12 protein-coding genes and 2 pseudogenes are annotated in these 12,387 nt (G+C 62.2%); all 14 read right to left on the reverse strand.

Annotation, left to right across the window (positions count from 1 at the left end; all coding sequences use genetic code 11):
* Positions 1 to 10 precede the first annotated feature (10 nt).
* The 14 genes and pseudogenes from bioA to IPP35_03520 all read right to left on the reverse strand — a co-directional run bounded on the left by bioA (position 11) and on the right by IPP35_03520 (position 12,374).
* Entirely contained in the window at positions 11 to 1,435 is a 1,425-nt protein-coding gene (gene bioA / locus IPP35_03455) for an adenosylmethionine--8-amino-7-oxononanoate transaminase (protein MBL0058167.1), read from the reverse strand.
* A complete protein-coding gene (gene bioD / locus IPP35_03460) occupies positions 1,422 to 2,117 on the reverse strand; it encodes a dethiobiotin synthase (GenBank protein MBL0058168.1) in 696 nt (231 codons plus the stop codon). Before bioD ends, bioA begins: the two co-directional genes overlap by 14 nt.
* Positions 2,114 to 3,385 carry an 8-amino-7-oxononanoate synthase gene (bioF, locus tag IPP35_03465; GenBank protein ID MBL0058169.1) on the reverse strand — a complete coding sequence of 424 codons (1,272 nt, stop codon included), beginning with the start codon at positions 3,383 to 3,385 and terminating at the stop codon, positions 2,114 to 2,116. Before bioF ends, bioD begins: the two co-directional genes overlap by 4 nt.
* Positions 3,382 to 4,482 (reverse strand): beta-ketoacyl-[acyl-carrier-protein] synthase family protein, encoded by a 1,101-nt coding sequence (locus IPP35_03470; protein MBL0058170.1) that lies wholly within the window; start codon positions 4,480 to 4,482, stop codon positions 3,382 to 3,384. The genes bioF and IPP35_03470 overlap by 4 nt, the downstream gene beginning before the upstream one ends.
* Positions 4,479 to 4,895, reverse strand: coding sequence for an SDR family oxidoreductase (locus tag IPP35_03475; GenBank protein MBL0058171.1), 417 nt, complete (start codon positions 4,893 to 4,895; stop codon positions 4,479 to 4,481). Before IPP35_03475 ends, IPP35_03470 begins: the two co-directional genes overlap by 4 nt.
* Positions 4,896 to 4,911: 16 nt before the next feature.
* Complete coding sequence (locus tag IPP35_03480) at positions 4,912 to 5,196, reverse strand: SDR family NAD(P)-dependent oxidoreductase (GenBank protein ID MBL0058172.1); 285 nt, start codon at positions 5,194 to 5,196, stop codon at positions 4,912 to 4,914.
* Positions 5,193 to 6,253: pseudogene (bioB, locus tag IPP35_03485) on the reverse strand (biotin synthase BioB). Before bioB ends, IPP35_03480 begins: the two are co-directional and overlap by 4 nt.
* Before the next feature lie 178 nt (positions 6,254 to 6,431).
* Positions 6,432 to 6,938 carry a PilZ domain-containing protein gene (locus tag IPP35_03490; protein MBL0058173.1) on the reverse strand — a complete coding sequence of 169 codons (507 nt, stop codon included), beginning with the start codon at positions 6,936 to 6,938 and terminating at the stop codon, positions 6,432 to 6,434.
* Positions 6,939 to 7,081: 143 nt separating this feature from the next.
* A complete protein-coding gene (locus IPP35_03495) occupies positions 7,082 to 8,767 on the reverse strand; it encodes an arginine--tRNA ligase (GenBank protein ID MBL0058174.1) in 1,686 nt (561 codons plus the stop codon).
* Positions 8,764 to 9,048 (reverse strand): annotated as a pseudogene (locus IPP35_03500) (RsfS/YbeB/iojap family protein). The gene IPP35_03495 and the pseudogene IPP35_03500 overlap by 4 nt, the downstream one beginning before the upstream one ends.
* Positions 8,976 to 9,161, reverse strand: coding sequence for an RsfS/YbeB/iojap family protein (locus IPP35_03505; GenBank protein MBL0058175.1), 186 nt, complete (start codon positions 9,159 to 9,161; stop codon positions 8,976 to 8,978). The pseudogene IPP35_03500 and the gene IPP35_03505 overlap by 73 nt, the downstream one beginning before the upstream one ends.
* Positions 9,162 to 9,167: 6 nt before the next feature.
* Positions 9,168 to 10,142 (reverse strand): cyclic nucleotide-binding domain-containing protein, encoded by a 975-nt coding sequence (locus IPP35_03510; GenBank protein ID MBL0058176.1) that lies wholly within the window; start codon positions 10,140 to 10,142, stop codon positions 9,168 to 9,170.
* Positions 10,139 to 11,269, reverse strand: a complete 1,131-nt coding sequence (locus tag IPP35_03515) for a type IV pilus twitching motility protein PilT (protein MBL0058177.1) — start codon at positions 11,267 to 11,269, stop codon at positions 10,139 to 10,141. Before IPP35_03515 ends, IPP35_03510 begins: the two co-directional genes overlap by 4 nt.
* Before the next feature lie 13 nt (positions 11,270 to 11,282).
* Positions 11,283 to 12,374, reverse strand: coding sequence for a type IV pilus twitching motility protein PilT (locus IPP35_03520; protein ID MBL0058178.1), 1,092 nt, complete (start codon positions 12,372 to 12,374; stop codon positions 11,283 to 11,285).
* Positions 12,375 to 12,387 lie beyond the last annotated feature (13 nt).

The following is a 12,387-nucleotide window of genomic DNA, read 5'->3' on the forward strand; positions in this document are numbered from 1 at the left end:
TCAATACCATTTATGGCTCACTTAGAAATTTAGACAAGACCGCCCTCAGGCCATCGGCCAGCCGGGTCCAGTCGCGGCGAGGGATGGAGAGGGGCGGCAGGATCACCAAGACGTCCCCCAAGGGGCGGAGCCACACCCCTTTTTTCAAGAGGGCCCGGCACATTCGGGCGCCCCTCCTTTCCAGGACCGGGTGGGGTTGGCCCGTCCGTTTATTCTTCACTAACTCGATCCCGGCCATGAATCCGGCCTGACGGACATGGCCCACGCCGGGCAAGACCGCGACCTCTTTTAAGAATTCCGTCAGCCAGCGCCGCTTTTCTTTTAATCGTTCAAGAGTTCTTTCCCGTTTAAAGACGGCCAGGTTTTCCAAGGCCACGGCGCAGGCCAGGGGGTTAGCGGTGTAGCTGTGGCCATGAAAAAATGTTTTGAACTCGTCGTATCGGCCCAGAAAGGCCCGGTAGATCTTTTGCGTCGTGAGGGTGGCGGCCAGGGGAAGATACCCTCCCGTGAGCGCCTTGGCCACACAGAGAAAGTCCGGACGAACGTCCTCCTGTTCCACGGCGAACATACGGCCGGTTCGGCCGAACCCCGTGGCCACTTCGTCGGCCACCCAGAGAACATTGTATTTCCGGCAAAGCCGCTCGAACCCCTTCAAATACCCCCTGGGCATGACCCGCATCCCCGAGGCCCCTTGAACGATGGGTTCCACGATGGCCGCGGCCAGCCGGTGGCCCCGGGCCTTCAATATTTTCTCCGCCCCGGCCAAACATTCCCACCGGCACCCCGTTTCCCCCCGGGCCTCCCCCGGCCGCGGAGCGCGGACGGCAGGGGACTCTTCCCCCGTCCGCAGTTCGGGTTGCGCCGGGGATTTTCGAAACGGGCAACGGAAACAGTGGGGAGCCGGAGCGAAGTACGATTTAAACAACAGGGGTCTGAAGGTTTTATGAAAGGCGGCAATGCCGCCCACGGAAACGGCGCCCAGCGTGTCCCCGTGGTAGGACCCTTCCAGGGCCAGATACTCGGGCCGATGCTCGCCTCGATGGACCCCATACTGAAACGCCATTTTAAGCGCCACTTCCACCGAGGTGGCGCCGTTGTCCGAATAGAAAACCCGCGCGAGGCCCGGAGGGGCGATGCCCGCCAAGGCCTGGCCGAGCCGCGCGGCCGGCTCATGGGTGAGCCCTAAGAACGTGGTGTGGGCCATGCGGGATAACTGCCGTCGAATCGCCCGGTCCAAGGCCGGGTGCCGATGGCCGTGGGCCGTGACCCAGAGGGAAGAAACCCCATCGATGTAGGTGCGGCCGCGCGTGTCGGTGAACGTGGACCCCCGCGCCAACCGAACCACGATCGGATCCGACTTTTCCCACTCCAACTGCTGGGTGAAGGGGTGCCAAAGGTATTTCTTGTCCAGCGCGGCGACGCTATTTTTTTTCATAGCCAAATGGAAAATCGGTTTTAAAGGCCGCCCAGAGCTTTCGTTTGGCTTTATCCAAAGGGGCTCGTTCGTTGGATCGCGGAATTTCGGTGAGGGGAATTCCCGTCAAACCCTCCAGGATCCGGGCATTGGTCTTCTCGGATAAATCGTGGCCGGTATGGCCGCTCAGGATGATTCGGCGGGGCGTGAGCCCCCGGTGTCGGAGCGCTTCCACCGTCAACAAAACATGGTTCAGAGTGCCCAACCCGGCCCGACCAACGATCCAAACAGGAAGTCTGAGCCGCGCGATGAGGTCCGCCACAACGTAGGGACCCCCCAAGGGAGCCAAAACACCGCCCAAACCCTCCACCAACACGCTGTCGAATTGTTTTTGCAACTCCTTCACGGCAGACAGGGTTTTGGCGAAAGTTTTTTCAACAACGGTCCGACCCCCGCGACCCAGCCCCACCTGGGCGGCGGGCGCCAAGGGGAGTCGGCTATACAACAGGGTCACGCGGTCCACGGGACCCGGGCGACCCGCTGAGCGATGAAGCGCGGCGGCGTCATCGAGGTCTCCGGCGGAAAAGGGTTTCAAAACGCCCACGGTCTTTCCAGCTCCCCGAATCGATTCCGCCAACAGGCAACCGATAAAGGTTTTGCCCACTCCGGTGTCCGTGCCGGTGATGAAAAGAGACGGGGTCAAAGAACGCCCTCCCCCTCGCCCGCGTCAGCGCCGCTGGCGCCCCAGGTGCCCATCGCTCTGCGATGGGCCGCCAGCGGGAGAGGGAAAGCGCTTTCCTTAAGGAGGAGAGAATTTGTTCTTTCTTTCCAACGGGCGACACAGTGAAGCACGCCATCCATGTCCTCCGGCGTGTGGGCGGCGGTGACCGAGAAACGGACCCGCGCCTCTCCTTTCGGAACGGTTGGGGTGCGCACGGCGGGAGCGAACACCCCTTCCTCCCACAGCGCGGCGGAGAGGGACAACGCGCTGGAATCTTCCCCCACGATCAAGGGCACGATGGGGCCTTTTCCTTCCAGGCCCAGACCGGTCCAAAGCCGGTCGGAAAGGTCGAACATCCGCCGGCGCCGTGGCGGCTCTTCTTGCACGATTCGAAGCGCCGCCAAGGCGGCCGCCGCGGCGGCCGGGGCGAGGGCCGTCGAGTAAATAAACGCCCGGGCCCGATTGAGCGCCCATTGAATGAGAGGGCGGGACCCGCAGACGAAACCGCCCTGGGCCCCGAGCGCCTTGGAGAGCGTGCCCATGCACACGTCCACCCGGCCCGACAATCCGAGCTCGTTCACCCAGCCCCTCCCCTCGGGACCCCATACCCCGGTGCCGTGGGCTTCGTCCACATAGAGCCGCGCCCCCCGCCGGTCGCAAACCCCAACGATCTCCTGGAGCGGGGCCCGGTCCCCGTCCATGGAAAAAACGCTTTCCGTCACCACCCACCGTTCCCCGGGACCGGAAACCCGAGACAAGGCCCGGTCCAAATCCTCCGGATCGTTGTGACGGAACACCCGCACCCGAGCCCGGGAAAGCCGCGCCCCGTCCACTAAGGAGGCGTGGGCCAAGCGATCGAGGAAAACGGTGTCGTCCGGCCCCAGCAACGCAGGAAGCATGCCTGTGTTCGCGTGGTACCCGGAAGGAAAAACCAAAGCGGCCGCGCACTCTTTAAATACCGCCAAGGCCTCTTCCAATTCGCGATGAAGGGCCAGCGTCCCCCCCATCAACCGGGATCCCGTGGCCCCCGCGCCCCATCGGTCCGCGGCCTCGGCGGCGGCCCGGCGAACGCGGTGGTCCTCGGCCAGCCCAAGATAATTGTTGGAAGCGAAATTGACAACGTCCCGGCCCCCCACCCGGCAGTGCGCGGCCGGAGCGCCTTCCACGGTGCGGGGGAGCCTGAGCCGATTTTCCGTTTCCAGGATCCCCAGGGATTCCGTCAAACGGTGATCGAGAGGAAAAAGCGTCACGCGGGGAGCCCTAAAACGACGGCGGCCAAGGTCCCGCCGAAACCGAACGACAGAGACGCCACTCGCCGTAGGTCCGCCGGGCGGGAACGGTTCGGAACAAAATCCAAACGATCGGTTTCCGGGTCTTCCAGATTCAGAGTCGGCGGCAAACATTGGTCCCGCAAGGCCAACACGCTGAAAGCGATCTCGACGGCCCCGGTGGCGCCCAAAAGATGGCCCGTGGCCCCCTTGGTGGAGGAAATCGGCGGGGCGTGGTCCGGGAAAAGGGAAAGGAGCGCTTGGGTTTCCAGGGTGTCGTTCAGGGCCGTGGCGGTGCCGTGGGCGTTCACGTAATCCAACGCCCGTCGGCCCAGCTTCGCGCGGGCGAGGGCCCGTTCGAGACAACCGGCCATGCGGAGACCATTGGAATTAAACCGCGTGGCGTGGTGGGCGTCCGATGAAAAATCGCCGCCCAAAATTTCCGCGTAGATCCGCGCTCCCCGGGTTCGGGCCCGGTCTCGGGATTCGACCACGAACACCGCCGCCCCCTCGCCCACCAAAAAACCGTCCCGGCCCCGATCGAAGGGCCTCACGACGCCCCGGTTCGACAAAACGCCCATGTTCCGAAACCCGCCGAGATAAAGGGGATGGAGAGCGCTCTCGGCGGCGCCGGCCAACACGACGTCGGCCCGCCCCTCCTCAATCCAACCGGCGGCCGTCAACAGGGATTGAGCCCCCGTGGCACAGGCGGAGGCGATGTTCAAAACAAGGCCCTCCGCTCCTATGGCGCGCGCCACCGCCTGGGGAACGGCCTCCGGCGGCTCGCAGATCCAATCGGCCCCCGACCCCAGGAGAGGTTTGCTGGAACTGACCACGCAGGACAACCGCTCGGGATCCACCGCCTTCAACTGGGCGTCCCCCCAAGCCTCCTCAGCCGCGCGCAGGGCCAGGGCCACCGCCCGAAGGCCCTTCCCTTCCGCCAAGGGCGCCCGCGCCCCGTCCGCTCCCGCAGCCGAACGTCCGCCGACGATGGCGCGCCAACTGGTTTCGCGATCCGCGCCCAAGGGAGTGACGAGGCCGATCCCCGTCACCACCGCCCGGGTCCCAGCGGACCTCATAACCCGCGGGAATCCACGTTAAAAACCTGGCCTGAAACCGTCGTCGTCTCCGCGAGATTCAGGACGAACCGCGTGAGTTCATCCAAATCGGTGGAACGCCCCAAGGCGTGTTGGGCCATGACCCGGTCTTTCTGCGCCGGTGGAATTTTATCGGACATTTCCGTCGGGTGGAAACCGGGAAGAATCGCGTTCACCCGGATGTTGAAACGGCCCAGTTCCAGCGCCGCCGCTTTGGTGAGCCCCAAGAGCCCCGCCTTGGCCGCCGCGTAGTTCGCGCACCCGACCGCCCCCCGGACGCCCAGGATCGAGAAATGTTCAGGATGAAACCGTTTTTCTCCCGGCTCATGTGCCGGGCCGCCGCCTGGAGACAGAAGAAGGGTCCCGAGAGGTTCGTATCGATCACCTCGCGCCATTCCCCGAGGGAAAGGTTCACGAGGGCCCGGTCCCGGGTGACGCCGGCGTTGTTGATGAGTCCGTCCAAGCGGCCCCACTTTTGAACCGCGCCGTCCACAGGGCCTGGGCTTGCAGAGGATCGGAGACGTCCGCTTGAAAAAGTTCCGCTCGGGCACCCATCCCTTGCAGTTCGGCCAACACCGACTCCGCGTCGGCGTGGCGCGCCTTGTAGTTCACCCCAACGGAATGCCCCGCCCGCCCGAAGCCCAGGGCCAGGGCGCGGCCGATGCCGCGGGAGGCCCCCGTGATCAAGACGTTCATTGGCGGGTTTGGCGCGTGACGATATGAACCTGATCCGACAAGGACGGAAGAGTTTTGTCCGCTTTTTCCCCCAGGATTTCAAACCCCGCGTCCCGGATCATCTCGCGGTCCGCCTGGGCCGCCTGGCCTTGGGTGGTGAGATAGTCCCCGATGAAAATCGAATTGGCCACGAACAGGCCCAGGGGTTGAAGGCTCCGCAAATGGAGTTCCCGGCCCCCGGCAATACGAATCTCCATGGCGGGGTTCAAAAACCGAAAGAGGCAGAGGATCTTGAGGCATTCCGTGGGCGTCAACTCGTTCCGCTGGGACAAGGCGGTCCCGGGAACCGGGATTAAGAAATTAATGGGAATCGAATCCACGCCGGTTTCCCGAAGTCGATAGGCCACATCCAAAATGTCGTCTTGGCTTTCCCCCATCCCAAAGATGGCCCCGCTACAGGGAGAAAGCCCGCCGCCTTGGCTTTCTCCACCGTTTCCACCCGATCGGCGTGGGTGTGGGTGCGGCAAATCTCCTCGTAGCGGCGCTCGCTCGTGTTGAGGTTGTGGTTATAGGCATCCACGCCCGAACTTTTTAATCGATCCGCCTGGCCGTCCTTCAAGAGCCCCAGGGAGGCGCATACCTCAAGACCGGGGTGCTTTTCTTTGACCCGCCGCACCGTCTCGTCCAAAGACGCCATCTCCCGCTCCCCCGGGCCCCGCATGGACGCCACCAAACAAAGGCGCGCCGCCCCCGCCGCCACCGCCCGGTCCGCTTGGATCAACACCTCGTCGGTGTTCAACAAACGGTATTTTTCAATGGGGGCTTTGGAATTTTTCGATTGACTGCAATAGGAACAATCCTCGGCGCACAAACCCGACTGAAGGTTGACCAAGAAATTCATCTTCACCTTCCGCCCGAAATAGGCCCGACGAACGCGATGCGCCGCGGCCACGAGATCGAGCAGATCTTCTTCCGGCCAATCCAGGACCACCCGGGATTCTTCCCGCGAGAGCGGTTCGCCGGCCAGACTTTTTTCTGCGAAAACAAAAGCGTTTTGGGTTTCGAGCCAGGGGGGCATGGGGTTCCTCCGACGATATTTTCACCCATTTAACCAAAGGCCGGGATCTATGTCAACCGCCGCCGCCTTCGGCACGGTTGACATTCAGAGAAGGGAGGGAACGGGAGAAAAGGCGCTTAGACCAGCCGTTCGACGGGCGGGGGGTTGGCCTTCACGACATCGGGCTCCCGTGGGTCCCTCATGGCCCGAGGATTTCCTTTAGGACGGCCGCGTTCAGGTATTCGGTTTTGGCCCGGGTTTTCTGATAGACGACGATGAACTCCAACCCGATCAGAAAATGGTGCGCGGTTTCAGTGGATTGAGCCCAAACGACCCGCCCCACGGCGGAAATGGTTCCCCGATCCGTCAAATGGATGGAAAGGGCCAACACGGTTCCCCGCGGCAACCTCTCCGCCAAAACCAGACAGGCTCCCGACGGGCTGATGTTGTCGGTCTTGGTGGGGAGATGGGGAACGGCCGCTACGGAGGCGACCGTCGGCTCTTCCGTGAGGATCTTGTAAAGGATAGGAAGCTTGAGGTCGATGCGGGGGAACCGGCGATTCTCCGACCCCGGCGGTTCGGGATCCGACGAAGAGAGAGGAGAGATGGCCGGTTTGGGCCGGACGGGGCCCGCCTCGCGCCGGATCCCCTCAGTGGTCCAATGGAACTCGGAATCCTCTGAACCGGAAAACGCCTTTTCCTGCATCGCTCTCTCCCTCTTGAGAAATGCCCCCGCCCCAAAGTCCCTCGGCGGCTGGACTCCGGGACGGGCGGGGACGATGTCACTCGTCCCTCCAAACCTAACCCTGATTCAGCGGAATTGCAAGGGGTTTTTTAAGGAAGGAACAACTACATTTCTGTCGGCGCGTTGACGCCGAGGAGGGAGAGACCGTTGTGGATGAGGGTGCGGACGCCGTCGACCAAAGCCAAGCGCAGCGAACGTCGGTCGTCGGGAGCGTTCAAGACGGGGCAGTTTTCGTAGAAACGGTGAAAATCCCCGGCGAGTTTTAAAAGATAATCCGTCAAGTGGTGCGGGGTTAGGTCTTTGGCGCATTGGTCCAGGACATCGGGAAAAGACGCCAACCGAAGGAGCAGGGCCCTTTCCGCGGGGTCCAGCGCCGAAGGAGCGCGGAAATCGACCGCCGCCCCGGTGGACGGCCCAAAGCCGCGTTTCTCCGCCTCACGGAAAAGAGAACAGCACCGGGCGTGCACATACTTCACATAAAACACGGGATTTTCCGACGCTTGCCTTTTCGCCAGGTCCAAATCGAATTCCAATTGGCTGTTGGGGCTCCGGAGGGCGAAGAAAAACCGCGCCGCATCTTTGCCCACCTCCTCCACCACTTCGGTAAGCCTCACGAACTCGCCGGTCCGGGTCGACATCGCCACGGGTTTCCCCCCCCGAACCAAACTCACCAGTTGGTAGAGGAGGATGGTCAGTTGGTCCGGATTGTGGCCCAGGGCTTGAGTGGCGGCTTTCACCCGGGGCACGTAGCCGTGGTGATCGGTTCCCCAGATATCGATCAACCGGGTGAACCCCCGCCCGAATTTTTCGTGGTGATAGGCAATGTCCGAAGCGAAATAGGTGAGGCGCTCGTCCTGGCGTTTCAACACGCGGTCCTTGTCGTCCCCGTATTTCGTCGACAGAAACCAAAGGGCTCCCTCCTCTTCCTTTAAATCCCCCCGCCGTTTTAATTCCGCCAGGGCGGCGTCGACACGGCCTTCATCAAATAGGCGCGACTCGGGATACCAGGTATCGTGGCCCACGCCGAAGGCCGCCAGGTCGCCCTTAATCCCGTTCAACACCAGGGCCAAACTCTCGTCTCGGAAAAACGAAATCCCATGGGGACGCTCCTGCCCCTTCGGAAAACGGCGCAGGATGTCCCGGGCGGTGTCCACCAAATACTCGCCCTTATAAAGGTCTTCGGTTTTCTTCGCCTTATAGGCGGACCGTTCTTCATCGCTCAGGTAAGTCGGATCGAGAGCGTCCGCCCGCCACATGACAGAGGCCCCCAAATTCTCCATTTGGTTGCCCACGTTGTTGATGTAATACTCCGTGGTGACATCGTAGCCCAGATGGCGGAAAATCCGCGCCAGGGAATCCCCCAACGCGGCGCCCCGGCCGTGGCCCACGTGAAGAGGTCCGTTCGGATTGGCGGAAACGAACTCGATCAAAATCCGTTCTCCCGCGAGACCTTCCCGACGGGCGTAGTCGCCCCGGCGGCGCAGAAGAACTCGAAGTTCTTCCAACAACCAAGCGCCGCTCATGGTGAAATTCAAAAACCCGGGCCCGGCCACTTCGGCTTTTTCCAAAACAGCGCCGGCTTCCACTTGAGCTAAAATTTCCTGGGCCACCAGGCGGGGCGCTTTTCGGGCCGCCTTCGACAGAGAGAGCGGCCAGTTGGAGGCGAAGTCTCCTGGCACATTGGCGGGGGGAACTTCGACCAGGGCCTCTCCCAAGGGGACGGATGGCGATTGGGTGGCCGCCCATCGTTCGGCGGCCGAGGCCAGCAGACCGCGGACGATGTCTTTCACGGCCGTGGTTTCCGGGAACGGGACACCCGCAGCGTCGTTGCGACCGCCCAAGGGATGGGCCGGGCCAACTCCCACAACCGTTCCAAACCGTAGAAGGCCCGAACGGGCTCGGTCATCAGATGGACCACCAATCCTCCAAAATCCAAAACTCGCCAAGCCGCCCGGTCGCCGCCGTCGGAGCGCAGGGCGCGCCCTCCGGACAGAGCCTTCACTTGGAGCTCGATTTCCTTCGCGACAGCCGAGGACTGGGGCCGGAATCCACCGTCGCCAAAACAAAATAATCGGCCAAGGTGGAGGAACGGCGCACGTCGAAAAGTTTGACGTCGCGGGCTTTTTTATCGTCCGCGGCCCGCGCGGCGGCGCGGGCCACCATGGCGAAAGAGGGTGTTTTCACCGGATATTAAAAATCAACGGCGCTTTGCCGCGCCCGGGCCAACCGCTCCCGGGAACGTTTTTCGACCCGCAGGTGGGCGCTGTCGAAGGCCGGGGAAACCACGTTCACAACCCCCGCCAAGATCCGCCGGTGCGTGGGGGTGAAATAGTCCGCCTCCCTTTCGAAGCCGAAAACCACGTGCCCCACCGCCAGCCGATCGCCCAGGACGGGCGCGGCGAGGAGGGACTTAAACGGAGGCCACAGTCCCCGGGCGGCGTCATTAAACCGATCGTCGGCCGGCCAGTTCGCGACCAGGGCGCATTCCCCCTTTTCCTCCATCCACTGAAAGAGAGGGTCGGCGGGAGGCCGGGGGCCCTTGAACTTATCCGCCCAGGACCCCGCGCTCGCCACCATATCGTATTCTCCGGCGAACTCGTTCCACAAAAAGAAACCCGCGCTGACCGGCTCATCGAAACCCCTCGCGAGAACGTCCGTCAATCGCCCCGCCAAAACGGAGGATTCCAGGTTGAGAGACAACACGCTCCCCACATCGAAAAACAAAATCATTTCACGGGACGTCTGGCGGAGCCGCGCGTTCAGCGATTCCACGAACGGGAGAACCAGACGCAAAGGCACGGGCGCGTCCGCCGACAGCCAGGCCCCGAGTTCCTTCGCCGAGAGCGAGAGGAGAACCGTGGGCGCCAGCGTGACGGCGGAGGCCCATCGCGGTGTTTTCTCCAACAGCGACATCTCCCCGAAAAAATCGCCGGGGCCCATGACCGAGAGTGTCTTAAAAAGCCCCTGTTCCCGATTGAGAACCTTCTGAATCGCCACCCGCCCCTCCGCCAGGAAATAAAGGGCGTCGCCCGCGTCCCCCTCAGAAAACACCGTCTGCCCAGCCGCGAAGGACTCCTCCCTCAACCTTTTGGCCAATTTCCGACGAAGATCCACCGGAAGGGACTGAAACGACGGAAGGGCCGCCAGGCGTTCCAAGGAAATCATGGACGTCCTCCCGCCCCCCGCAGGCCCGGGGGAGTCGGTCCGGCAGAAGACGTCCCCACGATCCCCTCCGTCTGAAGCCGGATCCTCAAATCGTTCGGGTTCGGGGAATAGGACAGGGCCTCTTCGACCGTCACGGCGTTCCGGGCGATCAGACCCAGGAGGGCCTGATTGAAGGACTGCATCTTGTAATACTCCGCCGAATCCTCGATGGCTTTTCCAATGGCGCCGATTTTGTTGTCTTCGATCAGTTTTTGCACCGTCGAGGTGTTGATCATGATTTCCTGGAGCGCCAGCCGTCCTTCGCCGCCGACCCGCCGAATGAGCCGTTGGGCCACGACCCCCAGGAGACACTTGGCCAATTGCATGCGGATTTGGTTCTGCTGCTCTGGTGGGAACGTATCGATGATGCGATCGATGGATTGTTTGGCATCGTTGGTGTGGAGAGTGCCGAAAACCAGATGGCCGGTTTCAGCGGCGTTCATGGCGGTGGTCATGGTCTCCGGATCCCGCAGTTCCCCGATCAAGATGACGTCCGGGTCCTGGCGCAGGGCCCGCCGAAGGCCCTGGGCGAAATCGTGGGTGTCGGTGCCGATTTCCCGTTGATTGATGACGGACAATTTGTCTTCAAAAACGTACTCGATGGGGTCTTCCAAGGTCATAATGTGGACCCGCTGGGTGCTGTTAATGTGGTTGATGAGGGCGGCCAGGGTGGTGGTCTTGCCGGAACCCGTGGGACCCGTGACCAGGAAGAACCCTTGCCGGCGGGTGACGAGTTCTTTTAAAATCGGGGCCAATCCCAGGCTGTCGATCGAAGGAATCTCGGCGGGAATCAACCGGAAAACGGCCCCCACCGCCCCCTTTTGGAAAAAAGCGTTGCCGCGGAAGCGCGCCACGCCCCGGAGATAAAAAGAGAAATCCAATTCGCGGTCCCTTTCCAGTGTGCTTCGTTGCTGGGAATTGATGACCGCGTAAACGTAGGAGGTCAGGTCGTCGATTTCAAGCGGTTTTTCGCCTTCCACGGGAAGGATCTCCCCATGCAATCGGATCATGGGCGGGCGGCCGGCCTTCAGGTGAAGGTCGCTGCCGCCGCGATCATGGACGGCTTTCAGAAGTTCCTGGATGGTCAAGTTGGGCGCCATCTCAGTAGACCGGGGTGCGGGAGGAACCGCGACCGCCCGTCGCACGACCGGTCAATTCCCTGATTTTCTCGGGGTCGGAGGACTTGGCCAGCGCATCGTCGAACGAAACGGCGCCGGTGTTCACCAGATCCGCCATGGCCCGGTCCAGCGGGACCATGCCGAACTTGGAACCGGTCTCGATGGCGTTGTAGACCATGTGGGTTTTTCCCTCGCGGATCAAATTGGCGATGGCCGGCGTGACCACCATGATCTCCCGGGCGGCCACGCGTCCGGTGCCGTCCGCGGTGGGGAGGAGGGTCTGGCAAACCACACCCTTCAACACCGTCGACAGTTGAACCCGGACCTGTTGTTGCTGGTGGGGCGGAAACACGTCGATGATACGGTCCACGGTTTGGGCGGCGTCGGTGGTGTGCAGGGTGGCGAAGCAGAGATGGCCGGTTTCCGCGGCGGTCAGGGCCAGGGAAATGGTTTCCATGTCCCGCATTTCCCCGATCAAAAGGACGTCGGGATCTTGCCGAAGGGCGTGCTTCAACGCTTCTTGAAAACTCCGGGTGGAGGCCCCGACCTCCCTTTGGCGGATGATGCACCGTTTGGGTTCGTAGACAAATTCGATGGGGTCTTCGATCGTCAAAACATGCTGGCGGCGGGCCTGGTTGATAAGTTCGATCAGGCAGGCGAGGGTCGTGGACTTGCCGGCCCCGGTGGCGCCGGTCACCAGGACCAGGCCTCTCGGGAGGTTGGCGAACTCCAAGACGGCGTCGGTCAGTTTAATGTCGTCCGGCGTCGGGATCTTTGAGGAGATCACCCGGATCACGCATTCGATGCCGTTCATTTGAAGGAGAACGTTCACGCGGAAGCGGGCGAGGCCGGAAATGGCGAAGGAACAATCCAGTTCCAGCTCCTCCTCGAACCGTTGTTTCTGTTCCTCGTAAAGAATGGAATAGACGATCCGCTTGGACTCTTCCGCTGAGAGCGGCGGGAACTCCGCCAATTCTTGAACCTCCCCGTTCAGCCGGGTCATGGGCGGGCGGCCGATCAGCAAATGAACATCGGAGGCGCCTTGTTTCACCGCGGCGCGTAAAATGTCGATCATTTCCATGGCGTCA

The organism is Elusimicrobiota bacterium (assembly GCA_016721625.1).
Taxonomy (GTDB): Bacteria; Elusimicrobiota; Elusimicrobia; order FEN-1173; family FEN-1173; genus JADKHR01.